Source organism: Pseudomonas sp., from assembly GCF_048269965.1.
Taxonomy (GTDB): Bacteria; Pseudomonadota; Gammaproteobacteria; order Pseudomonadales; family Pseudomonadaceae; genus Aquipseudomonas.
In genome coordinates this window covers 97,619-123,461 of record NZ_JBLWTV010000003.1, presented here as the reverse complement: position 1 = coordinate 123,461, position 25,843 = coordinate 97,619, and the positions used below count along the sequence as shown (strand labels likewise).

At 62.0% G+C, this 25,843-nt stretch carries 22 protein-coding genes; 13 read left to right on the top strand and 9 right to left on the bottom strand.

The window, feature by feature from the left end; all coding sequences use genetic code 11:
• Positions 1 to 118 precede the first annotated feature (118 nt).
• Together ACN0X6_RS04730 and ACN0X6_RS04725 are read right to left on the bottom strand one after the other, a co-directional pair.
• Positions 119 to 1,012 (bottom strand): chemotaxis protein CheV, encoded by an 894-nt coding sequence (locus tag ACN0X6_RS04730; protein WP_417702513.1) that lies wholly within the window; start codon positions 1,010 to 1,012, stop codon positions 119 to 121.
• A gap of 58 nt (positions 1,013 to 1,070) precedes the next feature.
• Positions 1,071 to 2,093, bottom strand: a complete 1,023-nt coding sequence (locus ACN0X6_RS04725) for a zinc-dependent alcohol dehydrogenase family protein (protein ID WP_417702511.1) — start codon at positions 2,091 to 2,093, stop codon at positions 1,071 to 1,073.
• Positions 2,094 to 2,311: 218 nt separating this feature from the next.
• On the opposite strand from ACN0X6_RS04725, the gene ACN0X6_RS04720 reads away from it, so the two are divergent.
• From ACN0X6_RS04720 to ACN0X6_RS04705, 4 genes are all read left to right on the top strand, one after another.
• The gene (locus ACN0X6_RS04720) at positions 2,312 to 3,226 is read left to right on the top strand and encodes a LysR family transcriptional regulator (RefSeq protein ID WP_100548906.1); all 915 of its coding nucleotides are present in this window, start codon (positions 2,312 to 2,314) and stop codon (positions 3,224 to 3,226) included.
• Positions 3,227 to 3,412: 186 nt separating this feature from the next.
• Positions 3,413 to 4,651, top strand: a complete 1,239-nt coding sequence (mexE, locus tag ACN0X6_RS04715; protein WP_417702509.1) for a multidrug efflux RND transporter periplasmic adaptor subunit MexE — start codon at positions 3,413 to 3,415, stop codon at positions 4,649 to 4,651.
• A 29-nt stretch (positions 4,652 to 4,680) separates the two neighbouring features.
• Positions 4,681 to 7,860, top strand: a complete 3,180-nt coding sequence (locus ACN0X6_RS04710) for an efflux RND transporter permease subunit (RefSeq protein WP_417702507.1) — start codon at positions 4,681 to 4,683, stop codon at positions 7,858 to 7,860.
• On the top strand, positions 7,857 to 9,245 hold the full coding sequence (locus ACN0X6_RS04705) for an efflux transporter outer membrane subunit (RefSeq protein WP_417702505.1): 1,389 nt from the start codon (positions 7,857 to 7,859) through the stop codon (positions 9,243 to 9,245). Before ACN0X6_RS04710 ends, ACN0X6_RS04705 begins: the two co-directional genes overlap by 4 nt.
• Positions 9,246 to 9,313: 68 nt before the next feature.
• On the opposite strand, the gene ACN0X6_RS04700 is transcribed toward ACN0X6_RS04705, so the two are convergent.
• Entirely contained in the window at positions 9,314 to 11,113 is a 1,800-nt protein-coding gene (locus ACN0X6_RS04700; RefSeq protein ID WP_417702726.1) for a diguanylate cyclase, read from the bottom strand.
• A 210-nt stretch (positions 11,114 to 11,323) separates the two neighbouring features.
• Between ACN0X6_RS04700 and ACN0X6_RS04695 the strand changes: the two genes are divergently transcribed.
• Positions 11,324 to 11,677 carry an MmcQ/YjbR family DNA-binding protein gene (locus tag ACN0X6_RS04695; RefSeq protein WP_017676915.1) on the top strand — a complete coding sequence of 118 codons (354 nt, stop codon included), beginning with the start codon at positions 11,324 to 11,326 and terminating at the stop codon, positions 11,675 to 11,677.
• Here ACN0X6_RS04695 and ACN0X6_RS04690 read toward each other — a convergent pair.
• Both ACN0X6_RS04690 and ACN0X6_RS04685 read right to left on the bottom strand, forming a co-directional pair.
• Positions 11,663 to 12,385 (bottom strand): DUF1294 domain-containing protein, encoded by a 723-nt coding sequence (locus ACN0X6_RS04690; protein WP_417702502.1) that lies wholly within the window; start codon positions 12,383 to 12,385, stop codon positions 11,663 to 11,665. The genes ACN0X6_RS04695 and ACN0X6_RS04690 overlap by 15 nt on opposite strands.
• Positions 12,382 to 13,212 carry an undecaprenyl-diphosphate phosphatase gene (locus tag ACN0X6_RS04685; RefSeq protein WP_417702501.1) on the bottom strand — a complete coding sequence of 277 codons (831 nt, stop codon included), beginning with the start codon at positions 13,210 to 13,212 and terminating at the stop codon, positions 12,382 to 12,384. Before ACN0X6_RS04685 ends, ACN0X6_RS04690 begins: the two co-directional genes overlap by 4 nt.
• A 251-nt stretch (positions 13,213 to 13,463) precedes the next feature.
• Here ACN0X6_RS04685 and ACN0X6_RS04680 point away from each other — a divergent pair, with 251 nt between their 5' ends.
• From ACN0X6_RS04680 to ACN0X6_RS04665, 4 genes are read left to right on the top strand one after another with little or no spacing between them, the layout of a single operon-like run.
• Positions 13,464 to 15,098: a methyl-accepting chemotaxis protein gene (locus ACN0X6_RS04680; RefSeq protein WP_417702499.1), complete on the top strand. Its 1,635-nt coding sequence runs from the start codon at positions 13,464 to 13,466 to the stop codon at positions 15,096 to 15,098.
• A gap of 7 nt (positions 15,099 to 15,105) precedes the next feature.
• Positions 15,106 to 15,720, top strand: a complete 615-nt coding sequence (locus tag ACN0X6_RS04675) for a hypothetical protein (protein WP_160018046.1) — start codon at positions 15,106 to 15,108, stop codon at positions 15,718 to 15,720.
• Between the two features lie 50 nt (positions 15,721 to 15,770).
• Positions 15,771 to 16,340: a nicotinamide riboside transporter PnuC gene (gene pnuC / locus ACN0X6_RS04670; RefSeq protein WP_417702496.1), complete on the top strand. Its 570-nt coding sequence runs from the start codon at positions 15,771 to 15,773 to the stop codon at positions 16,338 to 16,340.
• Positions 16,337 to 16,888, top strand: a complete 552-nt coding sequence (locus ACN0X6_RS04665) for an AAA family ATPase (RefSeq protein WP_417702494.1) — start codon at positions 16,337 to 16,339, stop codon at positions 16,886 to 16,888. The genes pnuC and ACN0X6_RS04665 overlap by 4 nt, the downstream gene beginning before the upstream one ends.
• Here ACN0X6_RS04665 and ACN0X6_RS04660 read toward each other — a convergent pair.
• Positions 16,856 to 17,323 (bottom strand): DUF3429 domain-containing protein, encoded by a 468-nt coding sequence (locus ACN0X6_RS04660; RefSeq protein WP_417702492.1) that lies wholly within the window; start codon positions 17,321 to 17,323, stop codon positions 16,856 to 16,858. The two genes, ACN0X6_RS04665 and ACN0X6_RS04660, sit on opposite strands and share 33 nt — an antisense overlap.
• A 69-nt stretch (positions 17,324 to 17,392) precedes the next feature.
• Positions 17,393 to 18,607 (bottom strand): sigma-54-dependent transcriptional regulator, encoded by a 1,215-nt coding sequence (locus ACN0X6_RS04655; protein WP_417702490.1) that lies wholly within the window; start codon positions 18,605 to 18,607, stop codon positions 17,393 to 17,395.
• A gap of 227 nt (positions 18,608 to 18,834) precedes the next feature.
• On the opposite strand from ACN0X6_RS04655, the gene ACN0X6_RS04650 reads away from it, so the two are divergent.
• The 4 genes from ACN0X6_RS04650 to ACN0X6_RS04635 all read left to right on the top strand — a co-directional run bounded on the left by ACN0X6_RS04650 (position 18,835) and on the right by ACN0X6_RS04635 (position 22,719).
• Positions 18,835 to 20,709, top strand: coding sequence for a di-heme-cytochrome C peroxidase (locus ACN0X6_RS04650; protein WP_417702488.1), 1,875 nt, complete (start codon positions 18,835 to 18,837; stop codon positions 20,707 to 20,709).
• Positions 20,710 to 20,745: 36 nt separating this feature from the next.
• Positions 20,746 to 21,939 carry a catalase family protein gene (locus ACN0X6_RS04645; protein WP_417702486.1) on the top strand — a complete coding sequence of 398 codons (1,194 nt, stop codon included), beginning with the start codon at positions 20,746 to 20,748 and terminating at the stop codon, positions 21,937 to 21,939.
• A 181-nt stretch (positions 21,940 to 22,120) separates the two neighbouring features.
• Positions 22,121 to 22,390, top strand: a complete 270-nt coding sequence (locus ACN0X6_RS04640; RefSeq protein ID WP_160018052.1) for a hypothetical protein — start codon at positions 22,121 to 22,123, stop codon at positions 22,388 to 22,390.
• A gap of 101 nt (positions 22,391 to 22,491) precedes the next feature.
• Entirely contained in the window at positions 22,492 to 22,719 is a 228-nt protein-coding gene (locus ACN0X6_RS04635; RefSeq protein WP_160018053.1) for a DUF1272 domain-containing protein, read from the top strand.
• A gap of 50 nt (positions 22,720 to 22,769) precedes the next feature.
• Here ACN0X6_RS04635 and nfuA read toward each other — a convergent pair whose 3' ends face one another.
• Both nfuA and ACN0X6_RS04625 read right to left on the bottom strand, forming a co-directional pair.
• A complete protein-coding gene (gene nfuA / locus ACN0X6_RS04630) occupies positions 22,770 to 23,354 on the bottom strand; it encodes a Fe-S biogenesis protein NfuA (RefSeq protein ID WP_160018054.1) in 585 nt (194 codons plus the stop codon).
• Positions 23,355 to 23,499: 145 nt separating this feature from the next.
• The gene (locus ACN0X6_RS04625; RefSeq protein WP_417702483.1) at positions 23,500 to 25,776 is read right to left on the bottom strand and encodes a fatty acid cis/trans isomerase; all 2,277 of its coding nucleotides are present in this window, start codon (positions 25,774 to 25,776) and stop codon (positions 23,500 to 23,502) included.
• Between the last annotated feature and the right edge of the window lie 67 nt (positions 25,777 to 25,843).

Here is a 25,843-nt window from a genome sequence, read left to right as displayed (position 1 = left end):
AGCGCATGCCAGCTCATGAGGCGCGCTTAACCAATTGAAAGTATTGAGTTTTAAATCGCCTGGAAGGGCAGCGAGGCAAGCCCCTGCCGCTTGACGGCAAGGGCTTGCAGTGGCGGGCTCAGTGCTGCCCGCTCATTTGCCGGAAGGCATCGAGCAGTGCCTGACTGAGATCGACCGAGGAAAACTTGGTCAGTACTGCGTTGGCGCCGACCGAACGTGCCTTCTCGGTATTCATGGTGCTGTCCAGCGAGGTGTGCAGCAGCACGTAGGTGTCGGCAATATCGGGACTGCGACGGATTTCCTGAACCAGGCTGTAGCCATCCAGTTCAGGCATCTCGATGTCCGAGACCAAAAGCTCGAATGGCATCTCGGCCTGATGGTATTCGTGCAGTTGCTGCAGAGCAGCCTGGGCACTGCGCACTGCCGTGCAATCGAGCCCCAGCTGGCGCAGCACGTTGAGGGTCTGTTGCAGCGCGACTTGCGAATCGTCGACCAGCAGCACGCGGCGACCTTGCAGCAAGCGGGCATCCTGGCCGTCGAGCAGCTGCCCGACGGGGGCTTCCTCCAGCGCAGGTGCAATGTCGTGCAGTACCTTCTCGATATCGAGAACCTGCACGATGGCGCCATCGATCTGGGTCACACCCGTAATGAAGGCACGATTACCGGCTCCGGCGGGTGGCGGACGCACGTCGCGGGTGGAGCACTGCACGATACGCTCGACGCTTTTCACGTGCAGCCCCTGACGCGAGCGGCTCAACTCGGTGACGATCAGGCAGCCGTCGTCTTCGTCAGCCGCACCGCGTTCGCCAATGGCGCGCGCCAGGTCGATCACCGTCATCGCAGCGCCACGCAAGGTGGCGATGCCGCGCACGTTGGGGTGACGATTGGGCAGCTTGGTCAAGGCTGGACAGGGAATGATCTCGTTGACCTTGAGCAGGTTGATCCCCAGCAGGCGGCCGCTATGCAAACGAAACAACAACAGCGATAGCGCGTCGCCGGTAACCAGACTCATGTACCTATCCTTAGAACGAACGTAGACCTAGGTTATAGCGACCGCATGGCCAAGGACTTTAATCCGTGGCCAGTTTCAGGGCCACTCGCCCGCGGTTCGGGCAGGTTTCCATGTAGCGGTGCGCTTCGACGAAATTCTCGAAGTCGAACACCTTGTCGATCACCGGCGTCAGCAGACGGTCCGCAGTCATCTGGTTGATGTGCGTGAGCGCGCGTTGCACGGCATCATTGTTCGGCTCGATACCCAGTTCCGGGCAACCGGTGAAATCCAGCACGCAGTGACGGAAGAACTGCAGGTGCTTCTTGAATGCGGCGCAAGCCGGGAACGCCGTGTCGTTGCCGCCATTGATTCCGTACAGGATCAGCTTGCCGCGCGGCGCGGCAATATCACCCAGCAGTTTCATCTGCGGACCGGCGCACTGGTCGAGAATCACCTCGACGCCTTTGCCTTCGGTGTAGCGCTCGACCTCCAGGACCAGGTCCTGTTCCTCGGTGGCGATCACCTTGTCGGCACCCAGGGCCCGCAGAAACTCGCGATCCTCCGAAGAACCGGTGGAAACGATGACCTTGGCACCCAGCGCCTTGGCCAGTTGCACGGTCTGTGGTGCCATGCAGTGGCTGGCCTCGGTGATCAGCACATGCTGACCGGGCTTGAGGTGAGCGAGATCGTTCAGCGCCAGGTAGCCGAACAGCAGGCTGGTGTAATGAACGCTGGCCTCGACCGGGCTGAGCACCTCGGGGTAACGGGTCAGGGCATGGCTGGGCATCAGCACCAGATCGCCCCAGGTCGGGTAACGGTTCGGCGTGCTCGCCGGGAAACCTGCAACGGCAGTGCCGACTTCGAAGTCGTTCACGCCCTCGCCCAGCACCGCAACGGTGCCGGCCAGTTCGAAACCGGTACCGGCCGGAAGCTTGGCCTGCTCGGCCGCGAGGTTCTGACGCCACAGCACGTCCTTCCAGCCCAGGCCGACGGCCTGAACGCGCACCAAGACTTCGCCAGGGCCGGGCACAGGCGTCGGAACGTCTTCGTACTGGAGCACATCGGCATCGCCGAACTTATGAAAACGGATCATGCGGGACATCGCTTACCTCGAGCTTGATCGCGGATTAACACTTCAATGACTGTGGACTCTATCCGCTGTGCGGCGGCGACACTATCAGACTCTATCGATAGTCTTCATGCCTGTCAGTGATTCAGCGACTTTCCATCCGCTGCACACTACCCGTACTATTGCCTGGGCAAAGGCTCTCATTTGCAGCGCCGTGCTGACAAGGCCCGTATCCCTCGAATGGTACCCGGATGAACCGCAACGACCTGCGTCGCCTCGATCTGAACCTGTTGATTGTCTTCGAGACCTTGATGCACGAGCGCAGCGTCACGCGAGCCGCAGAGAAGCTGTTTCTCGGCCAGCCCGCCATCAGTGCGGCGCTCGCCCGTCTGCGTACCCTGTTCGATGACCCGCTGTTCGTGCGTACCGGTCGCAGCATGGAACCGACACCGCGCGCGCAGGAGATTTTCGCCCTGCTCTCGCCGGCGCTTGACTCGATCTCCACCGCTGTCAGCCGCGCCGCCGATTTCGATCCCGCGACCAGCAAAGCTATATTTCGCATCGGCCTCTCCGACGACGTCGAGTTCGCCCTGCTGCCGGCTATGCTCCGACGCCTGCGCGCAGAAGCGCCGGGCGTGGTGCTGGTGATTCGCCGCACCAACTATCTGATGATGCCCGGCCTGCTGGCATCTGGTGAGATTTCGGTGGGCGTGGCCTACACCGAAGAGCTGCCGGCCAACGCCAAGCGCAAGGTGCTGCGTCGCACAAAGGCCAAGCTGCTGCGCGCCGACACCGTACCCGGCGCGCTCAGTCTTGACGATTTCTGTGCACGTCCCCATGCGCTGGTCTCCTTCGCCGGAGACCTAACCGGTTTCATCGATGACGAACTGGCCAAGCTTGGACGCGAGCGCCACATCGTATTGGCCGTTCCGCAGTTCAACGGCCTGGCGACTCTGCTGGCGGAAACCGATATCGTCGCCAGCGTGCCGGACTACACTGCAGCCGCCTTGACCGCAGCCGGCGGCCTGCGCGCCGAGGATCTGCCGCTAGAGGCGCAAACCTACGAACTGCATATGGCTTGGCGTGGCGCCCAGGATAACGACCCAGCCGAGCGCTGGCTGCGCTCGCGCATCCAGATGTTCTGCGGCGATCCAGACAGCCTCTGACAAACATCCGGAAACGCACCATCCAGGTGCCGCCAGGAACCTTGGCGCACCTTCGTAGATCGAAATTGATATAAGTGCGTCGTTTATCATTCCCGATGATATTCAAATTCATGGCATTCGATTCGTAGCCCTTCAAGACTCGTCGCAGACTCCGCCAATCCACAAATCCGACTGGCGGAGTCAACCATGGAACAGCAGCACAAGAACATCTGGATATTCCCCCTGGCCCTCGCCGGCGTCCTCGCGCTCAGCGGTTGCGAACAGGCCGCGCAGACTCAGGCGCAAATGCCCGCACCCAAGGTCAGCGTCGCCGAAGTCATCGAACAGCCGATCAACGAATGGGACGAGTTCACCGGGCGTCTCGAAGCCCCGCAGTCCGTCGAAATCCGCCCGCGTGTCTCCGGTTATATCGACAAGGTCGCTTTCGACGAAGGCACCCTGGTGAAGAAAGGCGATCTGCTGTTCCAGATCGACCCGCGTCCGTTCCAGGCTGAAGTCAAACGCCTCGAAGCCCAGCTGCAACAGGCCCGCGCCAGCCAGGCCCGCGCCGCCAACGAAGCGCGCCGTGGCGAGCGACTGCGTCAGAGCAACGCCATCTCCGCCGAACTCGCCGACGCTCGTGCCAGCGCCGCCACCGAAGCCAAGGCCCAGGTCGCCGCGATCGCCGCCGAGCTGGAAAATGCCCGCCTCAACCTCAGTTTCACCCGTATCACCGCGCCCATCGACGGTCGCGTCAGCCGCGCCGAAATCACCAAAGGCAACCTGGTCGGTGCCGGCGAGAGCCTGCTGACCTCGGTGGTCTCCACCGACAAGGTCTACGCCTACTTCGATGCCGATGAACGTGCCTTCCTCAAGTACGTCGAGCTGGCCCGTGAATCCGGCTCCGACGCCCGTGGCGCCAGCCCGGTGTACCTCGGCCTGTCCGATGAGACCGACCACCCACACCTGGGCCAGCTGGACTTTCTCGACAACCAGGTCAACCCGCGCACCGGCACCATCCGTGGCCGCGCCGTGTTCGACAACCAGGATGGTCGCTTTACCCCGGGGCTGTACGCACGTCTGAAGCTGGTAGGCAGCAAGCCCTACGCCGCCACCCTGATCAAGGACGAAGCAGTCGGCACCGATCTGGGCAAGAAGTACGTGCTGGTGCTGGGTGACGACAATGCCGTGGCCTATCGCTCCATCGAGCTGGGGCCGAAGCTCGAAGGTCTGCGCATCGTCCGCAGCGGCCTGAGCAAGGGCGAGAAGATCGTGGTCAACGGTCTGCAGCGCGCCATGCCTGGCTCCACCGTCGATCCGCAACCGGTGTCCATGGCCGATGACAGCACCCTCGAACAACTGGCCCGTATGCGCCAGGCCGTCGATGGTAGCCAGGCCCCGCGCATCGCCGCCGACAAAATCGAAGCTCGCTCGCCGCGCGGCTGATCAAGCCCGCGCGACCAGAGGAAAGACTCATGAATTTCTCGCAATTCTTCATCCAGCGGCCGATCTTCGCCGCGGTGCTGTCGCTGCTGATCCTGATCGGCGGCGCCATCTCGCTGTTCCAGCTGCCGATCAGCGAATACCCGGAAGTGGTGCCGCCCACCGTCGTGGTGCGTGCCGACTTCCCGGGTGCCAACCCCAAGGTGATCGGTGAAACCGTCGCCTCGCCGCTGGAACAGGCCATCGTCGGCGTCGAGGGCATGCTCTACATGTCGTCGCAGTCGACCATCGACGGCCGCCTGACGCTGACCGTGACCTTCGCCCTCGGCACCGACCTGGACAATGCCCAGGTACAGGTGCAAAACCGCGTCACCCGCACCATGCCGACACTGCCCACCGAGGTGCAGCGTCTCGGTGTGACCGTGGACAAGGCCTCCCCGGACCTGACCATGGTGGTGCACCTGACCTCGCCGGATCAGCGCTACGACATGCTCTACCTGTCCAACTACGCCGCGCTAAACGTCAAGGACGAGCTGGCGCGCCTGGACGGTGTCGGCGACGTGCAGCTGTTCGGCATGGGCAACTACTCGCTGCGCGTGTGGCTCGACCCGAACAAGGTAGCCTCGCGCGGGTTGACCGCCACCGATGTGGTCACCGCCATTCGTGAGCAGAATCGTCAGGTGGCCGCCGGTGCCCTCGGCGCGCCGCCCTCCGATGCCGGCAACAGCTTCCAGCTGTCGATCAATGCCCAGGGTCGCCTGGTTACCGAGGAAGAGTTCGAGAACATCATCATCCGCGTCGGCGACAACGGCGAGATCACGCGTCTTCGCGATATTGCCCGCATCGAGCTGGGCTCCAACCAGTACGCCCTGCGCTCGCTGCTGAACAACCAGCCGGCCGTGGCCATTCCGGTGTTCCAGCGCCCGGGCTCCAATGCCATCGAGATTTCCGATTCGGTGCGCGAGCGCATGGCCGAGCTGAAGAAGAGCTTCCCGCAAGGCATGGACTACGAAGTGGTGTATGACCCGACCATCTTCGTCCGCGGCTCCATCGAAGCAGTGGTGCACACCCTGCTCGAAGCCGTCGTGCTGGTGGTGCTGGTGGTCGTGCTGTTCCTGCAGACCTGGCGCGCCTCGATCATCCCCCTGGCGGCCGTGCCGGTGTCCTTGATCGGCACCTTCGCGGTCATGCACATGTTCGGTTTCTCGCTCAACGCGCTGTCGCTGTTCGGCCTGGTACTGGCCATCGGTATCGTGGTGGACGACGCCATCGTCGTGGTGGAGAACGTCGAGCGCAACATTGCCCTGGGCAAATCGCCGGTCGAGGCCACCCGCCAGGCCATGAAGGAGGTGACCGGCCCTATCGTCGCCACGGCCCTGGTACTGTGCGCCGTGTTCGTGCCGACTGCTTTCATCTCGGGGCTCTCGGGCCAGTTCTATCAGCAGTTCGCACTGACCATCGCGATTTCCACGGTGATCTCGGCGATCAACTCGTTGACCCTGTCGCCGGCCCTGGCCGCCATCCTGCTCAAGGACCATCACGCGCCGAAGGATGCCTTCTCACGCGGGCTCGACAAGCTGTTCGGTGGCTGGCTGTTCGCTCCGTTCAACCGCATGTTCGAGCGCGCCAGCAACCGCTACGTCGGCACCGTGCGTCGGGTGCTGCGTGGCAGCAGCATCGCCATGCTGATCTACGGTGGCCTGCTGGTGCTCGGTTATCTGGGCTTCGCCAGCACGCCGACCGGCTTCGTGCCGCAGCAGGACAAGCAGTACCTGGTGGCCTTCGCCCAGTTGCCGGACGCCGCGACGCTCGATCGCACCGAAGCGGTGATCAAGCGCATGAGCGAAATCGCCGGTAAGCATCCGGGTGTGGAAAACACCATCGCCTTTCCCGGCCTGTCGATCAACGGCTTCACCAACAGCCCGAACAGCGGCATCGTCTTCGTCGCGCTCAAGGACTTCGGCCTGCGCAAGGACGAAAGCATGTCTGCCGGCGCGATTGCCGCCGAGCTCAATGGCCAGTTCGGAGAGATTCAGGAGGCCTACCTCGCCATCTTCCCGCCACCGCCGGTACAGGGCCTGGGCACCATTGGCGGCTTCCGCCTGCAGATCCAGGACCGTGGCAACCTGGGTTATGAAGAGCTGTACGCGCAGACCCAGAACATCCTCAACAAGGCCCGGCAGTTGCCGGAGCTGAACCCGATGTCGGTGTTCACCAGCTACCAGGTCAACGTGCCGCAGGTCGATGCCGCCATCGACCGCGAAAAGGCCAAGACCCACGGCGTGGCCATCAGCGATATCTTCGACACCCTGCAGGTGTACCTGGGCTCGCTGTATGCCAACGACTTCAACCGCTTTGGCCGCACCTATCAGGTCAACGTCCAGGCCGACCAGCAATTTCGCCTGGAGCCGGAGCAGATCGGTCAGCTCAAGGTGCGTAACAACCGTGGTGAGATGGTACCGCTGTCGACCTTCGTCAAGGTCGATGACAGTTCTGGTCCCGATCGGGTGATGCACTACAACGGCTTCCTCACCGCCGAGATCAACGGTGCCGCCGCGCCGGGTTACAGCTCGGGCCAGGCTGAAGCAGCCATCGCCAAACTGCTGAACGAGGAACTGCCGATCGGCATGACCTTCGAGTGGACCGATCTGACCTACCAGCAGATCCTCGCCGGCAATACCGCGATCTTCATCTTCCCGCTCTGCGTGCTGCTGGCCTTCCTCGTGCTGGCCGCCCAGTACGAAAGCTGGAGCCTGCCAATGGCGGTGATCCTGATCGTGCCGATCGTGCTCTTCACCGCCATCGCCGGGGTGATCATCGCGGGTATCGACAACAACATCTTCACCCAGATCGGCCTGATAGTGCTGGTGGGCCTGGCGTGCAAGAACGCCATTCTGATCGTCGAGTTCGCCAAGGAGAAACAGGAAGAGGGGCTCGATCGTGTCGCGGCCGTGCTTGAGGCCTGCCGCCTGCGTCTGCGGCCGATCCTGATGACTTCGATCGCCTTCATCATGGCCGTGGTGCCGCTGGTGCTGTCCAGCGGTGCGGGCGCCGAGATGCGCCATGCCATGGGTGTGGCGGTGTTCTCCGGGATGATCGGCGTGACCTTCTTCGGTCTGCTGCTGACGCCGGTGTTCTATGTCCTGATCCGCGGCTTCGTGGAAAAACGCGAAGCCCGCAAAGCCGCCCGTCTGCAGGAGTCGCATGCATGAAAGCCTTTGCCCCCGCTCTCCTGACCCTGGCGCTGTCGGCCTGCGCCGTCGGCCCGGATTATCGAGCGCCCGTGACCGACCCAGCGCGCATTGCCGCGCTGGAGGCGGCCGATTACGACCGCAGCCGTTTCGAAGCCGCCTGGTGGCAGCAATTCGACGACCCGACGCTGAACCAGCTGGTGCAGCGTTCGCTACAGGACAACCGCGAGCTGCGCGTGGCCTTCAACCGCCTGCGTGCGGCACGGGCGATCCGCGATGACGTGGCCAACGACCGCTTCCCCACCGTCACCAGCCGCGCCAGTGGCGAGTTCGGCAAGGCCCAGCAGCCGCCGACCACGGACGAGCGCATCCGCCAGGAACGCTATGACCTGGGGCTGGACATGGCCTGGGAAGTGGACCTGTTCGGCCGTATCCAGCGCCAATTGCAAGCCAGTGAAGCGCGCATCGAAGTGGCCGAAGCTGATTACTACCAGTTGCAGGTCAGCCTGATCGCCGAACTGGTCGATGCCTACGGAACCCTGCGTGGCGCACAACTGCGCGAAAGCATCGCCCGCGAGAACCTGAGGAATCAGCAGGATTCGCGTGCCATCACCGAGCAGTTGCGCGATGCCGGTGTTGGCAACGAGCTGGACGTACTGCGCGCCGATGCACGTCTGGCCGCCACCGAAGCCAGCCTGCCGCAACTGCAGGCGCAACAGGTGCGTGCACAGAATCGCATCGCTACCCTGCTTGGCCAGCGCCCGGAGCAGTTGCAGATCGATCTGTCGCCCAAACCCCTGCCGGTGATTGCCAAGGCGCTGCCCATCGGCAATCCGGCCGAGCTGCTGCGTCGCCGCCCGGATATCCAGGCTGCCGAGCGACAGCTGGCGGCGGCCACGGCACAGGTCGGCGTAGCGACTGCCGACCTGTTCCCGCGCGTCAGCCTCTCCGGCTTTCTCGGCTTTACCGCCGGGCGCGGCTCGCAGCTGGGGTCGTCTGCGGCTCGCGCCTGGGGTGTAGCGCCAAGTATCAGCTGGGCGGCCTTCGATCTCGGTAGCGTGCGGGCGCGCCTGCGCGGCGCCGAAGCCGAGGCCGATGGCGCGCTGTCGCAGTACGAGCAGCAGGTGTTGCTGGCGTTGGAAGAATCGGAAAACGCCTTCAGCGACTACGCCAAGCGCCAGCAGCGCCTGGTTTCCCTGGTGCGCCAGGCCGAAGCCAGCCGCGCGGCGGCGGTTCAGGCGGCGATTCGCTATCGCGAAGGCACGGTGGATTTCCTCGTGCTGCTGGACGCTGAACGTGAGCGCCTGGCCGCCGAAGATGCCCAGGCCTCGGCGGAGGTCGAGCTGTACAGCGGTATCGTCGCGATCTACAAGGCACTCGGTGGCGGTTGGCAACCACAGGCCTGAACCCACTCTCCCCGGTCGGCGCCATGCCGACCCTCCTCAGCCCCAGGGTTCGATGCTCTGGGGCTTTTTTATGAATCGCTCGCTACCCGGTTACGGCCCTGCGCCTTGGCCCGATACAACGCGGCATCGGCCCGTTGCAGGAGGCTTTGTGGCGAGCTTGCGGCAGTGCTTCGCATCGAGGCGACGCCGACACTGATGCTGATATGGCCCAACGGCGAGTGTTCGTGCGGCAGCGCCAAGGCCGCCACGGCTTCCACCAGCTTCTCTGCCATGCCTTGCGCGCCATCGAGGCCGGTAGAGGGTGCGAGAAAGACGAATTCCTCACCCCCATAGCGCGCTACCAGGTCGGTGGAGCGATTGATGGTCGCAGCCAGGGTATGTGCAATCTGCTGCAGGCAGCTGTCGCCAGCCAGATGGCCGTAGTGGTCGTTATAGGCCTTGAACCAGTCGACATCCACCAGAGCCAACGCCAGAGGGTAGCCAACACGCTGGGCACGCTGCCATTCCTTGATCAAGACCTCGTCGAAGTGTCGACGATTGGCGATACCGGTCAAGGCATCGGTCAGGCTCAGCGTCTGCAGGCGGCTGTTGAGCACTCGCAGCTCTTCGGTACGCTCGGTGACGCGGTGCTCCAGCTCGCGCTCCGAACGTTGCAGGGTTTCGACCAGTTGCTCCTGAGTTTGCAAAAGTCGTGCTTGCGCCTGGAGCTTTTCCTGGCGCATGACGTTGATGCGGTCGGCCAGGGCGAAGGCCAGTAGCAGCATCTCCAGCGATGAGCCGATCTGCAGGCCATCCACGGTAAAGGCATTGGTCGGCAAGATGCCCATGGCACGCAGGGTGGTGGTTGCGCCACCCAGAATCAGCAGGCCAAAGGCGGCCAGGAAGAAGTAGGCGCTGCGCTGACGCTTGAGGGCGCAGGCCAAGGCCACGCCCGTCATCACGACAGCCGTCAGCAGATTGATCACGATGGCTATGCGCGATACCTGCGCCAGGGCGGTGGCGTAGATCAGCGGGGAAATCAGATACAAGGCTACCAACGCCAGCAACCAGCGGTCGACCCACGGCAGAAGACGTGCGGTCTGCAACATGCTGCGCATGAACAGCAGCATGCCGCTCAGCGCCAGTGATGCGCCCGAGTAATAGGCCACGTTGGAGTTGAGCGGCAGGCCGAACAGCGTCCAGTCCGGCGCCATGCCGTTCTTTATGGTCAGGGCGCAGACGGCGCACAGCACGAAGGCCACGTAGAGCAGGTAAATACGCTCACGCAGGGCGATGAACAGCATCAGGTTGAACAGGATCATCGCGACGGCGATGCCCATGTAGCCGGCGCGCGCCATGTAGTCCTCACGCGCATAGGCCTGAAAACCTTCGACGGTCCAGAGCTGCAGAGGTACCAGCAGGCCAATGCTCGACTCGACCCGAAGGTAGATCTCCTGCTGCGAGTTCGCGGCCAGTTGCAGCGCGAAGACGAAGTTGCGGTTGTCGTAGGCCTTGGCAGTCGGCGGTCGGTCAGCACCTGTGCGCCAGACACGATAGCCGCCCTGCCCGTCCGGCACGTAGGCGTCGACCTGGGAAATGCGCGGGTTGTCCACCACCAGCAAACGGGTCAGTGCCTGGTTGCTGGTGTTGCCGATGGCCAGGCGGAACCAGTAGGCCGACCGAGTGAAACCCAGAGCAAAGGACGCGCTTGCGATGCGCTCATGATGGAAGCGCTCGGCCATTTCGGCCGAGCGAGCGGTCTCGATCGTCAGTGTACGAGTAGAATCTTCCAGGAGCCCTACCCATGTCGTCAGTGACAAAGGCTCCTCTTTCAGCTGTGCACTATCGAGTACGCGCTCTTCTGCCCACGCGCCAAGCGAGCAGATCATCGAACTCAACAACAACCAGCGGATTAACCGAAGACGATGGCGGCGATTCATGAGCACATTTCGAGGACAGCGCGGACGAGGTCGGGTCGGCGCATGATCAGAGACTTGATGTCTCCAAGACAAGCCCAAGTGATGCCAATTAGCCAGATGCCTTTACTGGCCAACCCAAACTGTCACCCTGAACGCTCAAAACAGGCAAGGAGCCCCACCATGACGCCGGATCAGATCGCCGCCTTCTGCCTCGCCCTGCCCGGCGCCCGCGAAGACCTCAAGTGGGGTAGCAACCGGGTGTTTTCGGTGGCGGGCAACAAGATGTTCGCCATTCTCGATTTTCTTGGCGAGGATCTGGCCTTCAAGGTCGATAACGACCTGTTTCTCGGTCATGTAGACCGACCTGGCATCCGCCCTGCCCCATACCTGGCTCGCGCCTACTGGATCAGCATGAGCGCCCACCGGCCGCCGCTGGGCGACGATGAGCTGCGCCAATTACTGACTCGCTCGCATCAACTGGTGGTGCGCCGCCTGCCCAAGCGCCTGCAACCCGGCCTGCTACTGGACGAATAAGGGTATGTGGCGGCCGATGTAGGTGCCGTCGAGCAACAGCAGATCGATCCAGAACAGCTGATGAACTGCGACGATCAGCCAGAAAACGGCCTGATAGGACGCCTTGCGCGTCTTGTGTCGGAACGCTTGCTGAGCGATCAGCGCACCTGGCCAGCCACCCGCCAGCTCGACCAGATGCAGCGTATTTTCCGCCGTGCGTCGGCCGCCAGTCTGGGCACTGCGCTTATCCAGCCAGTACTGCAGGAAACTCAGCAGGCTGGCCAGCAGATATAGCGGCAATAGCCACCAAAAACCCTTGCCGAACAGTGTCACGGCGCCGAGCAGTGGCAGGAGGCACAGCAAGGCGAGCATCACGACTTTGCTGGAGAAGTTGTGGATGGCGCCTTGAGTCGCTGACCGGTGTGCGACCTTGGCAGCAGCCTTGCGCGCTGCAGGAGCTGCCTTGCCAGGCGCTTTCGGTTTGCGCCGGATCGCCTGACGATCGAGGCTGAGCTCGCCTGCCAGGCGCAAGTGCTCGGCGCGTGGCCGCCCTCGCTCGTCACGCCCTTCGATGAACAGCACCTGGTCGCCCGGCTGCGGACGGCGATCACCGCGCATCACCGAGATGTGCGCGAAGACCTCAGCGCCACCATTGAGCGGCTGTATGAAACCAAAACCCTTGGCATCATCCCAGCTTTTCAGGCGCCCCTTGCGCTCGTTGCCAATCACGGCTGCGCCGTGCTCCAGTCGATCAGGTGCAACTGCCAGGTGGCGAGAATCACCAGGCCGAAGGCGATGCGGTACCAGGCGAACACCGCATAGCTGTGGCTGGTGATGAACCTGAGCAGCGCGCGTACGGTGATCATCGCAACGATGAAGGTGCTGATGAAACCGATGGCGAAGATCGGCAAGTCGCTCATCTGCAGGATGTCGCGGTACTTGACCAGCGAATAGACCGTGGCCGCGACCATGGTCGGCATGGCCAGGAAGAAGGAGAACTCGGTCGCCGCCTTGCGTGACAGACCAAATACCAGGCCGCCGATGATGGTGGCACCCGAACGGGACGTACCCGGAATCAGCGCCAGGCATTGCGCAAAGCCAACCTTCAGTGCCAGCTTCCAGGTCATGTCGTCGACCGTTTCGGCCTTGATCGCGTGTTCGCGCTTCTCTGCCCAGAGCATGATGAGGCCACCAATGATCAGCGCCATGGCGACCGTGATCGGATTGAACAACCAATGTTCGATCAGATCGGCGAAGGCCAGGCCGAAAATCACCGCAGGAATGAACGCCAGCAGCAGGTTGAAGGTGAAACGCTGCGCGTTCGGGTCGCTGGGCAAACCGACTACGACGCCGAGCACCTTGGCTCGAAACTCCCAGATGACAGCCAGGATGGCGCCAAGCTGGATGATGATCTTGAACGCCGTCGCCTTCTCGCCGTTGAACCCCAGCAAATCACCGACCACGATCAGGTGCCCGGTGCTGGAAATCGGCAAGAACTCGGTCAGGCCTTCCACTATGCCCAGAATCAGGGCCTGAAAGGCCACCCATAAATCCATCAAATCCCCCAAAGCGCGGCAACTACCTGCGCGTAAAACTCAGAACGTGGAGCATGGCCCCGGCCCTGGGACACAAAACCGTCATGGAGGTTCCTTGCAACGGTCTAGCCCGGTACTCATTCAGGTTCTGCGCCGGGCTGCCGAAATGCTATCAGACAACTAGAGTGAATAATGCTTCGATGTGACAGTATTGCTCCGCGCCCTTCGAGGCAGCCCTGAAGCCGACAATGACAACAATCAGGAATTCGTCCATGAACAGCTTACGTAGTCTTCCCATCAGCCGCCGTCTATGGCTGATCCTGGCGCTGGCCATTCTGACGCTGATCTTGCAGGGCGCTTACATGCTGCGCCAGATCCACCTTGATCTTTACGCCGGCAAATCGGAAAAGACCGAGCATGTGGTGCAGAGCGCGGCCGGTATTCTCAAGCATTTCCACAGCCTGGAAAGCGCCGGCAGCCTGAGCCGCGAAGAAGCGCAGAAGCAGGCCATGGAAACGGTGCGCGGTTTGCGCTACGACGGCCAGGAGTACTTCTGGATCAACGACCAGACCCCGGTCATGCTCATGCATCCGATGAATGCCAAGCTCGAGGGCCAGAATCTTTCCGGCTTCAAGGATCCGGACGGCAAGGCGCTGTTCAACGAGATGGTCGCCATCACCCGTAGCCAGGGGGCCGGCCAAGTCGACTACCGCTGGCCGAAACCCGGCGCCACTGACCCGGTACCGAAAATCTCCTACGTCGAACTGTTCCAGCCCTGGGGCTGGATCATCGGCTCCGGCGTCTATGTCGATGACGTGCAGGTGGAGTTCAGGGCCCAGGCGGTGAAAGCCATGAGCATCGGCCTGCTGATCGCCCTGCTCCTGACTGGACTGGTGGTGCTGATCACTCGCAGCATCGTGCAGCCTCTGCAGGCAGCCGTGGACGCCATGGCCAGCATTTCCAGCGGCGAAGGCGACCTGACCCGCAACCTCGACACCCACGGGCGTGACGAATTGACCGCCCTGGCGACCTATTTCAATGCCTTCACCGCGAAGCTGCGCCATGTAATCCAGCAGATGCTCGATTCGGCGGGTTCGCTCGATCAGGCCGCCCGCTCGCTTGGCGACATTTCCAGCGAGGCGCAGCGCCACAGCCAGCAGCAGGCGCAGCAGATGGAGCTGGTGGCAACCGCTGTCAACGAGGTGACCTACGGCGTGCAGGACGTGGCGAAGAACGCCGAGCACGCCTCCAGCGAGATGCACACTGCCGAGGACCAGGCCAGCCAGGGCCAGCAGAACATCGAGGCGAGCCTGCGCCAGATCGATCAGTTGTCGGGTACCATCGACAAGGCTGTCGAGGTGATTCAATCACTGGCCAGCGAGAGCACGCAGATCGGCAGCGTGCTCGAGGTGATCCGCTCCATCGCCGAGCAAACCAACCTGCTCGCCCTCAACGCCGCCATCGAGGCTGCCCGCGCCGGTGAGCAGGGCCGTGGTTTCGCCGTGGTCGCGGACGAAGTGAGGCTCCTGGCGCAGCGGACGCAAACCTCCACCGCCGAAATTCAGGGCATGATCGAGCGCCTGCAAGGCAACTCCGAAGCCGCCGTCAAGGTGATCAACGAAAGCAGCCGCGCTTCCCAGCTGACCGTGGAACAGGCCAGCCAGGCTGGCGAGAGCCTCGCCCAGATCGCCCAATCGCTGCGCAACCTGACCGGGCTCAATGCCTCGATCGCCAGTGCCACCCTGCAACAATCTCACGTGGTGGAAGACATCAATCAGAACGTCACGCAGACGGCAGCGCTGGCCCACAACACCGCCGAGGCTGCCGAGCAGTCGAATGCGGCCAGCCAGCACCTGAAACAGCTGGCCGACCAGCTCAATCGTCTGCTTGGGCAATTTCGCGTATGAGTCGAGCATGAGCAGCATGCAACATCAGGAGGTCGATTTCAGTCGGCCGCAGAACCAGGACCTGATCTGGGACCTGGACAGCATGGCCCGTCGCGAGCTGGCCGAGCGTTTCATCAAGCTGTTCGAGAATCGCCTGTGCGTCTATTCCGAATCGGTAGGGCAGCTATACACCAACTACAGCCTGCACTTCCCCACCGATCTCGGGCGCAAGATGGTGGTGCTGCCCAACCCCTACGCCTTCCACGACACCCTGCACGGCATCGACAGCCAGGCCATCCGCAAGACCGGCCTGTGCGTGTTGCCGGGCAAGGTCATGGGCAAGCCGGGGCTCTTGCTCAGCACCCAGATCAAGGATGGCGGGCCGGCGCCCAAGACCATGCCCTTCAAACCGGCACTGGCGCAGATCATCAGCAACCAGAAGAAAATTGGTGATCTGTTCTTGCCGGTATTGATGAAAGGCGACCTGCGCGAATTCGACCAGCAGATGCCCTATATCCACTTGCATCGCTTGCAACTGGCACGCCTGGAACGACTGTCCAGCTTCGAGCGCGACGACATCCAGCAAACCATCACCCGCAAGCTGCTGATGCTCTATCGACAAGCCGACAGCCTGGTGTGCTGAGTCGCCTGCATCAGTACAATCGCCACCCTTTCCTGATTCGAGGACGCCGGATGTCCTGGCTCGAACTCGTTGCCGCCGGACTCGGCATCGTCGCCGTCTGGCTGACCGTCAGACAGAACCCCTGGTGCTGGCCCATCGGCCTGATCATGGTGTTGCTCTACGCCTGGCTGTTCCATGACTGGCGGCTGTATTCCAACCTGCTCCTGCAACTGTTGTTCGCTGCGCTGCAGCTCTACGGCTGGTGGCAGTGGACCCGTGGCGGCGAACGCCACGATGGGCGCAACGTCAGCCGCCTGAGCGCGGTCGCAGTCCTGACTGGGCTACTGATCGGCGCGCTCGGTACCGGGCTGCTCGGCTATCTCATGGCGACCTACACCGACGCCAGCTCGCCCTGGCTGGATTCGGCGCTGACCGCATTCAGCCTGGTCGCGCAGTTGTGGATGGCGCAGAAACGCCTGCAATGCTGGGTACTTTGGGTAATCGTCGACCTCTGCTACGTGGCCTTCTTCCTCTATAGCGAGCTGTATCTGACTGCGGGTCTCTACGCCGCCTTCACCGCGTTGGCCGTCAGTGGTTGGCTGAGCTGGCGCCGCGACCCGGCGTTGCAGTGCGCGCCATGAAGGTGCTGGTGCTGACCGGGCCGGAGTCCAGCGGCAAAAGCTGGCTGGCGGCGCACATACAGGCGCGTTTTGGGGGCATTGTGGTGGGCGAGTACGTGCGCCACTTCATCGACGAGCAGCAGCGCGATACCTGCTACGCAGACATCGACGAGATCGCTCGCGGTCAACTGGCCTGGGAGGATGCTGCGCGGGCAGCCAGGCCGCCGCTGCTGATCCTCGACACGCACCTGCTGAGCAACATGCTCTGGAGCCGGTGCCTGTTCGGCGCCTGTCCGCAGTGGCTGGAGGCCGAGTTGCGCGCGCGCCACTACGACCAGCATCTGTTGCTCGACCCCGCTGGCGTGCCGTGGATCGAAGATGGCCAGCGTTGCCAGCCACAGCTGGCAGAGCGGCAGGCCTTTCATCAGGCCTGCCGCGGCTGGCTGCAGGGTAACGGGCAGCGTTTCTGCGAACTTTCAGGTGGCTGGGACGAACGACGCCAGGCAGCGCTGAAGCAGGTCGCGATGCTGCTCGGCTCAGCGGATCAGGACGCTGGCCCAGGCCACTAACAGGCTCAGGCACACCACCAGCGTCAGTGGCGTACGTAGTGCCGGATACCATTGCGGCGCCAGTTCGACGCGTACGGCGTGCATGTCCGCCAGATACAGACCGATAAAGGCAAAAAGGAAAATCGGCAGCGACAAGCCCATCGGCAGTCCGCCAGCCAGTGCAGCCCAGCCCAGCAAGGGTGGAATCACCGAAAGCCCCAGCTGCAACTTGGCCTTCTCGTCGGTTTCCTCCGCACGCATCGCCAGCCCCCAGTGAATGGCGCCCATGAAGGCCAGGATCACGGCAGCGAAATCCAGCAATGCATCCAGCACGAAAGGCCGCCAGCCGATGGGAATCACCCAGATGCCCAGCGCACCGCCAACGAATGGCACCAGCCCGGCATAACCCAGCAACACGGCCAGTTGCGGCGGCTTCTTGGCGTCGAACGGGTGCATGACGATCTCCTTGGCGATAGGTGTGCCGAGCACCTTAGCAGTGTTTCTCGAGCGTTACAGCCATGAGCCTCAGCGCAGGCGATGCTTGTGCAGCAAGCGATAGAAGGTTGGTCGCGACACCCCGAGCGTCCGCGCTGCCTGGCTCATGTTGTTGGTGTAGCGGCCTAGGACGTCGTTCAGCGCCTGCCGTTCGGCGCGCAGTATGTAGTCCTCCAGCGTCACCGGGGCGTCGATGCTGGCCTGTGCCGGGCGCAAGCCAAGGTCGGCTGCAAGAATCTGTCGTCCTTGAGCCAGCACCAGTGCGCGGACCACGCGATTGTGCAGCTCGCGCACATTGCCTGGCCAGGGATGGCTGATCATGGCGTCTATCGCTTCTTCGCTGAAACGCCGATGATGCCGCCCGATCATTGCCCCGTGCTGTTTGGCGAAATGCTCGGCCAGCAGCGACAGATCACCGGGATGCTCACGCAGATTCGGCGTTTGCAGCTGTTGCGCCGCCAATCGATGAAACAGATCCCGTCTGAAACGTCCCTGCTGCATGGCCTGCACCAACTCGCCTCGGTCCAGGGTCAACAGATGCGCTCGAGGATGGCGCTGCAGGTAGTCCAGCAACCTTTGCTGGTCCACCTCGGAAAGCCGAGAGGCGTTTTCGAGCAGCACGCTGGTGACGCTGGATGCGGCGAGAGCCACGCCGTCGAAAGGCTCGGCGCAGTCGATAACGCGCATGGCCTGGGCTGCAAAAGATGAACGCTGGTGGAGCAAGCGTGCCAGAAGATGCTTGCCGCTGCCGCGCTCCCCGCTGACAAGCAGCGGCCCATCGATACGACTCAGGCTATCCAGCTGTCGACGCAGACTGCGCGCTGCAGCGCAATTGCCCAAAAACTGCGGCGCCTGTCGTCCGTCGTTTTTTAATCTGCGCAAGCGAGTGGTTGCCTGCGCCTGTTGCAAGGTTTCCAGCAACCGGGGCATTTCCACTGGCAATGTCAGCGCGGCGAAACACCATTCACCGACCAACTCATCAGCCCCGGCCTGCATCAATCGCTCGGCATCCGCCAGCACGATGCAACCCAGCTCTGTCAGCTGCAGTTGCTTGAGCAATGCATGACCAGGCTGCTGATCGAGGTGAAGCAGGAGTGCATCGCCTGCATGGCCATTGAGCATTTCTGGCGTGCAGCGCTGCACGCTCCAGCCAGCGGCCTGCAGCGGCTGAAACAGCGCTTCGCATGCCTCGAACGGATCGAGCACGAGTAATTGCCGGGATGCGACGGAAACAGCCTCCAACATACTCCATCCTTGGCGCCATTATTTTGTAATTCCAATAAAAACAACAATTTGGCGCTCGCAAACGTAAAGCTAGCAAGAACTTTGACGCTTCATGGATCATTTCTCTATATGCGTTGTTCCTGCTGGTTATTGAAGAGTTTTCATGATCACGGCGATGGCACCTTGCCAATAGCCTGCAGTATTGGCATAACAGGCCGATTAATAAGAACGCTACAAGGAAGTCTCTGATGCGTCTGCTGCGCCGCACCCTGAAATTCGTCATTTTGCTGGCACTGATCGGCCTGGCGGTGGCGTTGTATTACGTGGCCAACCCCAACCTCCCGACCTATCAGCAGCCCAGTGAGCTGCACTATCTGGACCAGTGGAGCGAGGAGCAGCGCCAGACCTATTACTACACGCCACAGGGCACCACGGTTAAAGGCCTGCGCTATGACTGGTTCAGCGCGCTGGAAATGCCGTTCGGCACCGAGAAATTCGCCCGCCTCGATTATCTGGCCCGCTTCGGTTTTCTCACCGATCCCGGGCAGCGGCCAAGCGATCTGAATCCCGGCAATCTGCCAGTCGGCTTTACCCGTCACCAGGACAGCGAAAGCGGCGAACACTTCCTCGATATCAGCTGCGCCGCCTGCCATACCGGCGAGCTGCGCTACAAAGGCCAGGCCGTACGTATCGACGGCGGTGCAGCCCTGCACTCGCTGGCCTCCACCGTGCCGACCCTGCGTGGCGGCGGCTTTGGCCAGGCGCTGGGTATGAGCATGGCCTTCACCTATTACAATCCACTGAAATTCCGTCGTTTCGCCCAGCAAGTCCTGGGCGATCAGTACCCACAGGGCCGTGATCAACTGCGCGAAGATTTCAAGCAAGTGCTCGACCGGCTGCTGGCGACCGCCTTCAACGACTGGCACCGCGACCTGTATCCGACCGAAGAAGGTTTTGGCCGTACCGATGCATTCGGTCGTATCGCCAATACCGTGTTTGGTGATGTTCTGGATGACGCCAACTACCGCGTCTCGAATGCCCCGGTCAGCTACCCGCAACTCTGGGATATCTGGAAATTCGACTGGGTGCAATGGAATGGCTCGGCCATGCAGCCGATGGCGCGCAACGTTGGCGAAGCCCTGGGCGTCGGCGCCAGCCTGCATCTGCTCGACGAACATGGCAAAGGCGTCGCCGAGGCTGATCGCTACGCCTCCAGCGTGCGCCTGCATGACCTTTACACCCTGGAGGAAACCTTGAAACGGCTGCAGCCACCCAAGTGGCCAGAGGCTGTATTCGGCAAGGTGGATCTGCCGCTGGCCAGTCGTGGCAAAGCGCTCTACACCGAGAATTGCGCCTATTGCCATGCCCCCGATCCCAAGCCGCGCGAGCAGCGCCTGGCACCGTCGCGCGACCCCGAGTGGAAGATGCGTGTCGTACCGACCAGCATCGTCGGCACCGATCCAACTACCGCCGACAACATCGCTGACCATCGTTTCGACATCAGCCGTCTGGGCTGGACCAAGGCTGAACTGTCGCGCCTGGATGTGAAGCTGTTCGGCTCCAGCCTCGATGAGGTCGATTTCAAGAGCATTTCCAGCGCCAAGGGCCTGGCCTATATCACCGCCTACGTGGAAAACCGCGCCTATCAGGACGCCGGTATCGGACCACAACAGCGCAAGGAAATGGATGGCTATGGCCTGCCCATCGGCGTACAGGAAAAGCGCGGCTACAAGGCCCGCCCACTCGACGGCATCTGGGCGACCCCGCCCTTCCTGCACAACGGCTCGGTACCCAACCTGTTCGAACTGCTCTCTCCCGTATACGAGCGGCAGGCTCAGTTCTGGGTCGGCGACTTCGAATTCGACCCGGTACGCGTGGGCTATCGCAGCGACAAGTTTCCAGGTGGTTTCCTGCTCGATACCCGCGTTACCGGCAACGGCAATGGTGGCCATGAGTTCCGCGATGGCTGCCGCCAGGAAGGCGTCATCGGGCGCGCCTTGTCGCCGGACGAGCGCCTGGCGCTGATCGAATACCTCAAGGTGCTCGGTAACGCTGACCTGGAAACCCGGCTCAGTGACGTGCCGGTACAAGCCTGGACGCCCGGTCCGAGCTGCGAAGGCTGATTTCAACCAACAGGTTCGAGAACAAGGATTGCAACGATGTTGAAACGCTTCTGGCTCTGGCTCGGCCGTCTGCTCGGCAAACTGCTGCTCACCGTCGCCCTGGTCGGCCTGGTTGGCTGGGGATTGGGCGAAGCCTATTACGCCTGGAAATTCTCCGGCCCGGTCTCCACGCAAGAGCAGATCGCGCCGGATGAAGCGGCATTGAGCAGACTGATCATCGAAGATGCTGTACGCATCGTCGAGCAGCACCGCGACAACACCCGCGTGCTGCGCGATGCCCATGCCAAGGCCCACGGCTGTGTCAAAGCCGAGGTGCAAGTGCTCGATACACTGGATGAGTCACTGCGCCAGGGTGTGTTCAGTGAGCCGGGGCACACCTGGCAGGCCTGGATGCGCCTCTCCAACGGCAATGCCTACCCGCAGTTCGACCGTGCCCGCGATGCGCGCGGCATGGCCATCAAGTTGCTCGATGTGCCTGGCGAGAAGCTCATGAAGAGCCCGGCGCATGCTGGCGAGCAGGATTTCGTGATGTTCAACCATCCGGCCTTCTTCGTTCGCGACGTGGCTGAATACCGCACCAACTTCGCCGCCCAGGCCGATGGCAAGAAGGCCCTGGCGTTCTTCCCCAGCTGGGACCCACGCACCTGGGAAGCGCGCCACCTGATCATCGCCCTGAAGACCCTGGCTCCTGCACCAGAGAGCCCGGTGGCTACTACCTACAACTCCATTGCGCCGTTCAAGCTCGGTGAGTTGAACATCAAGTATCGCGTGGTGCCGGCCCCGCAGAATTGCCCCCCCTACGCGCTGCCGGAACAAAACACTGACTTGCCCAACTTCCTGCGCAATGCGCTCTACCAGCAGTTGTCACTGGACCGCGCACCGGCCTGTTTTGAACTTCAGGTGCAAAAACAGAACGCGCAGTACTACATGCCCATCGAAGATCCGACAGTCGAATGGAGTGAAAAGATATCGCCCTTCGAGAGCGTTGCGCGTATTACCGTACACCCTCAGGACTTCGATAGCCGCGAACAAAACCTGTTCTGCGACAATTTGTCCTTCAACCCCTGGCATGCACTTCCCGAACACCGTCCTATCGGTGGCATAAACCGTTTGCGCAAGTCGGTATATGAGGCGGTAAGCGCCTATCGTCATCAGCGCAACGCCCCAGCCCCTGCCAGCGCTGCGCCGCAGCCACTTACGCAAGAAACAGAGGTGGAACTTTCGCAGTAGAAAGTTGTAGCCGGCGAGACGCCAGAAGTTTTTATCAAGGCACACTACGCCGGTCATAAAACTTTTTTCAGGCATGTGTGACTTATGGGGCGACTGAGTTCATCAACCACATTGAAAGGCCAACATCAATAACCGGTTGGCCGCCATTGAATGTTGGGATCAACTCGGAGAAACCGACCCCATGAACACACCGCTGCGTTTCAACGAAGCCCTGCTGATTGCCGATCGCGCCTTCCGCCCGTTCCAGTGCGTGGCCTGGGCTCCGCAGGACGGCACCGGCGTCGTCAGCATCAGCGTCATCGACCGCACCAACACCCGCCTGCTCGGCCGCACCCAGCTCTCCAGCGCTACTTACAGCGACCCGCAACAGCTGGAAGACGCACTGCAGCGCTCGCGCGATGAGTTGAGCCGCCAGGGTTTCGACCTGGCACCTTGGAGCATGCCGGAGTAAAGCCTGTCGGGGCGCCTTGCGCGCCCCCAGATTTGCTCGTTGCGCTTAGCTCTCGGCGACTGCAGACTGCTGCAATCACCCACCGTGCCGAGCCTTGCGCCATGCTTGAACTGCGCCCCAATTGCGAGAACTGCGACTGCGATCTGCCGGCAGCCAGTGTTGACGCCTTGATCTGCTCCTTCGAGTGCACCTTCTGCCGCTCCTGTGCAGAATCCGTGCTGGCGCTACGCTGCCCGAACTGCGGCGGCGAACTGGTAAAGCGCCCGATTCGCCCTGCCGAAAAGCTCGAGCGTTTCCCCGCCTCCAGCAAACGTGTGCTCAAAGCCTGAAATGAAAAAGGGGCGACCTTGGTCGCCCCTTTTTCATGTGCATGCGCTTATCAGTAATAAGCGTTCTCGCGATTGCTGTGGTCGGTCACGTCACGCACACCCTTGAGCTCCGGAATGCGTTCGAGCAGGGTTTTCTCGATGCCTTCCTTGAGGGTGTAGTCGGCCTGACCACAACCTTGGCAACCGCCTCCGAACTGCAGGACGGCGATGCCCTCCTCGACCACGTCAATCAGCGTCACCTGGCCGCCGTGGCTGGCCAGGCCAGGGTTGATCTCGGTCTGCAGGTAGTAGTTGATTCGTTCGTTGAGCGGGCTGTCTTCGTTGACCATCGGCACCTTGGCGTTCGGCGCCTTGATGGTCAGCTGGCCGCCCATACGATCAGTGGCGTAGTCGACGACTGCGTCTTCCAGGAAAGGCTCGCTGACACCATCGATCCAGGCGGTGAAACTGGCCAGGCCGACGGCGTTGTCTTCAGGCTTCTGCTCACCCGGCTTGCAGTAGGCAATGCAGGTTTCCGCGTAAGGCGTACCTGGCTGGGTGATGAAAACTCGGATGCCGATACCCGGGGTGTCCTGCTTGCTCAGCAGCTCGGCCAGGTAATCTTCGGCAGCTTGGGTAATGATGATGGCGCTCATGGCAACTCCTCGCGAACATGGGCGCAGTGTACGCCAGAGCGCCGCCCGGTTAAAGCCCAACTAAATTAGTAGGAATTGATCGCAGCCATGGCCGCCATGTGACAAGTAATCCGGAGCGCACTTCACATGCGCTCCGGTGATGCGCTCAGAGGTTCTGGTAGCGGTTCATGTCCAGCACGCCCGCCTCCAACGGTTGGGTTTCGCGAATATGCTCGGCGATATCATGGAAATAGCGCCAAAACTCGGGATGACTACGCCGTACGCCCCAGCGCTCGACGAGACGCTCGAAGGATCTTGCGTCGCTGACGCCCTCCATCTGCTTGACGAAGGCATCCACCTCGCCCGCTTTGACCGTGAACAGGAAATTCGGATAACTGCTCAGCACTTCCGGGTAGATGGTCAGGGTGTCCAGGCGCGGCTGATAGCGCAGCTCCTCGCCCAGCATGAACGCCACATTGCTGTGTGCGCGGTTGCGCAGCAGGCTGTAGATCTCACGCGAACCATCGCTCAGCTCCACCCGCAGCATCGTCGCTTCTGGCAGTTGATCGATCACCCGCAAGCCGCCCGCCGGACGACTGGCCAGGCGCGCCAACGTCTGCTCGACATGTTGCAGCTCCCTGGGCAAACCGTCGCGATAACACTGTGCGCCCGTGCAGCGGTTGATCGGATCAGGACGCGCGTTGAGTTTGCCGTAGCGTTGCAGCAGTTGCTCGGCGAACTGCTTCTTCGGATCGTCACCGGTCAGGCCAATGGCGCTTGGCGAGCGATGATCGACCGAGCTGTAGTCCAGCAGCATCTTCAACTTGCCGCTGTTCTGATACCAGTCATCCAGGTAAGCCTCACGAGAACGTGCTGGCAGCAGGCGCAGGAAGTTCACCTCGGCACCATTGCGGATCAGATCGAAATACAACCGCGTCTGCGCCTGGTGCGAGACGTTGCCGAACACGTCGAAGTTGACCACCAGTTGGTAGTAGGTGCGCTCCAGCAGCGGGTAATCCAGCCACCAGAGGGTCTGCGGAATCTCGCCGAGCAGGCCTTTGCGCACCGAGGCACTGTCGTGCTGGCGGAAGATCGACAGCAGCGCGTTGTCGTTGCCGCTCCAGATATGCGCCCAGTCTGCAGGAGGGGCGTCGGCGTAAGCGTCCTTGCGCAGGTTCTCGTAATCGTTGCGCTTGTCGCGATAGTTGCGCCACAGACCCAGCAGATCGCCGATATCGTCGAACTGGCCGGGCATGGCCAGCAGCGGCGTGGCCTCGCGCTGGTAATTGACATCGGTGATGTAGAGATCGTGCTCCGGCGCCTGGAACACGGCCCAGAAGTTGTCGCGAATCACGTCAGTGGCGATCTGCCCGCGACACACCGGGCCACGGATAAAGGTGCGCACGAAGTATTCGGCGTTATCCAGCATGAACTGATAACGCGCACGCGCCGGAATCGCGGCGAAGGTTTCGAAGGGGTTGGCGCGACGTTGTGCTCCGTAACCGGGCACAGCGTCCAGCGCCCAATCTTCGCCGAAGAACAGCTCCTTGACCCGCGCCAGCTTGGCGTCACCCAACGGATAGGTGATGTGCGTCTTGTGCACGATCACGCCCTGGATCGGCCACAGCCGGTAGTAGAACTCGGTGCCTGGATCCTCGTTGGGGCGGCGCGTGGCGATAGGATCGATGGGTTCGCCGCTGGGGGTGCGCGAACGGACCATCTGGAAGAAGTGCCCAAACTCACCGCCCTCGAAGTGCAGATGCGCGAGGAACAAATGCTCGTACAACCAGCGCGACACCAGATTCTGCCGCGCACCGGGCGCATTCATGAAGTTTTCCCACTCCGCCACCTGGCGCAACTCGACCGCGCTGGGCGTGAGCGCCAGCTCGGCGACCGGCGCGCCCTGCGCCAGCCACTGTTCCAGGGTGGCGTACTCGTCATCGTTCAGACCCGTCACGGCGAACGGCATACCGCCATGGGGATTCTTCTGTGCGTAGGCGGCGAACTCAGCCGGCAATGAACAGCTGTTGCTGCGGGTGATGGCAATATCGAGAGTGTCCGGGAGCTTGGCATTGGGCTCCAATGGCTGACTGCGACCCAGCTCCAACATGCGCTTGATCAGCGCAGCCTGGCCGTTCTCGCCATCGAGCACCGAATGAAAGTCGCGCTGGCGCCAGGCGGCCTCGCCCTGTGCATCCAGATACAGCCGAGTGGTCGCTTGCGCCTGGCTGCGTGTGCCGTCGTACACCGGCTGCTTGCTGGCGCCGCGCGCGATGCCTTCGCCACTGCCCAGATTGAGCTGACACGGCGCGTCATAGCAGGTATGGCAGGCCACACATTTGTGGGTAAGGATCGGTTGGACGTCGTCGATATAGGAAATCGCTTCCGCTCGGGCCAGACCGGCTGCGAAAGAAAGAAGAAACAGAGCAGCGGGCTTGAGCATGACCACGTCCTTGATTGCGATGCTGGCAATTCTAACGAGACGCCGCCCTCGGCAACATGAATGAAAT